At 49.4% G+C, this 1,889-nt stretch carries 1 protein-coding gene and 1 pseudogene; both read right to left on the bottom strand.

Annotated elements, in window-relative coordinates:
• Window positions 1-511, bottom strand: a pseudogene (locus tag ACUVQO_RS22050) (polyphosphate kinase 2 family protein); the annotation flags it as partial.
• Between the two features lie 69 nt (window positions 512-580).
• A complete protein-coding gene (locus ACUVQO_RS22055) occupies window positions 581-1,315 on the bottom strand; it encodes a hypothetical protein (protein ID WP_445927972.1) in 735 nt (244 codons plus the stop codon).
• Between the last annotated feature and the right edge of the window lie 574 nt (window positions 1,316-1,889).

Genomic DNA, 1,889 nt, shown 5'->3' on the forward strand with positions numbered 1-1,889 from the left:
CTTCAAATCTTTGTCGCCAGATTTTTTTACTATTTTTTAATTTATCGGGTAGTTGCTGCCGCTGTAACAGTTGCTGATGCACTCGCACCACCAGCACTTCCTCATAGTAGGAGCGATTGAAAATGCCAATGCGTCCCCGTTCAGGAACAGCTTTGGCATAGCGCCAGAGGTAATCGTGATCCAGTTCTTCCGCAGACGGCTGTTTAAAGCTGAACACCTGACATCCCTGGGGATTAATCCCAGACATCACATGCTTGATCGTGCCGTCCTTGCCTGCGGCATCCATCGCCTGAAACAGACAGAGCAACGCATAGGTATTTTGGGCATACAGCTTGTCTTGAAACTCAGCCAGCCGCTTTACTCCATTGGTGAGTAATTCATTCGATCGCTTTTTCAGTTCACTTTTCGACAACTTCAGATCTCCCTCTTCCACCCCTCGAATAAACCGTGGATCAAAATCTTTCAGCTTAATTCTGGCACCGGGTTTTGCAATAAATGGATCAAAATTCATGGTAACCCTCCCGGAAAGTTCCGTGGAGCAGAGTTGGAAGATCTTGCGTTGCTGCAATTAAAGGATCGCTTACCGAGTGTAACGAAGGGCTGGGGTTTCAATATTCTGGGTGGGAATCCAGCCACCATCTTCTAACTCTGCCCAATTGTTATTGTACTGGCTAGACAACCAGACCGTTTGACCATCCCGCAACGTTCTTGTTACTCGGTAATCTGTACCAGGGCCAGAATACACGTTCAAATTGTTGCCATTGTTGCGGACGATCGCTTCCGTGCGTCCAGTGGTATAAGCTTCCCGCGCTGCCGTCGTCGCCCCCCGGCCTCTTGCCCACCACAGCAGTAAGGGTAACCCAATGAGAGGCAGTAATAACCACCACAGAGGAGTCAGACTGGCAGGCGGAACTGTCTTCACAGCTTCGGCGGGAGCTGGAGCAAGCGTGGTGGTGGTAGGATCTGTGGTGGTCGTAGTTGTCGTAGAATCTGTGGTCGTGGTGGTTGCAGCATGGTCACCAAATACAGCGCCAGCCGCCTTGGTATAGCCACAGGTTAATTTATAGGGCTGGCCAGCCTTCGTCAGGCTTAACACCACATTGGCTGCATCCGCTACTCCTGGCTTCGGCTCAATAGAAACCACCTCGGCCACCTGAAATCCTTTCGATTCGGCGGAACTGATACAGGCTTGTCTGGCTGCAGTCGCCACTTCAGGGGCTACAGCTTGAGCATTGGCAGCAAGGGGAGTAGCCGCACCGACCAAAATTGCAGCAGCCGTAAGTGATGGAAAGGTTACAGCTTTTAAAGCTTTCATTGAATTCTATCTCCATTCGGTTATTGAGTATTTCGTTATCCCGATACTCTATTCAGATGATTTCAAAACACAGTTCGACTTACCAGCGATCGCATCATCTGACTGGCAACTTCAGCAGTCTGATACAAATCTTAAAGATGATTGCCCATGTGATTTAGAAAAATCAGCACATTAACCCCTATTTCTAGGATTCAAATATGTGCCCAGAAGTATCGGGATTGTATAAGGCTAAATGTAGACAAGAAAAATAAGAAAGTTATAAGAAGCAGGGCGATCGTTTCTTAAAGAGACATACTGGTGGGTGCGATGGAGTGCCCTCACCTTCGCTAGCAAACCCCACCCCCTAATTCCCAATCCCTAATCCCTAATTTCCCATCCCCACTTTCTACCTTTATCCTCGGTGCCCCTGAAATCCTCGCGACCGCTATGCCCCTAGCTGAGGAGATCAAAGCCCAGATCCAAATGGGGGTCGATCGCGGTTTGCGCGTATTACTGTTTGCCGCCAGTCCTACCACCTCCATGCCAATGGATGTCACAGGGAATCCCGTCCTGCCAACCGATCTCATCCCTCTGG

Source organism: Leptodesmis sp. (genome assembly GCF_052746595.1).

Coding starts and splice junctions, on each gene's coding strand:
- ACUVQO_RS22055 (WP_445927972.1), bottom strand. CDS start 1,315: ATGAAAGCTTTAAAAGCTGTAACCTTTCCATCACTTACGGCTGCTGCA.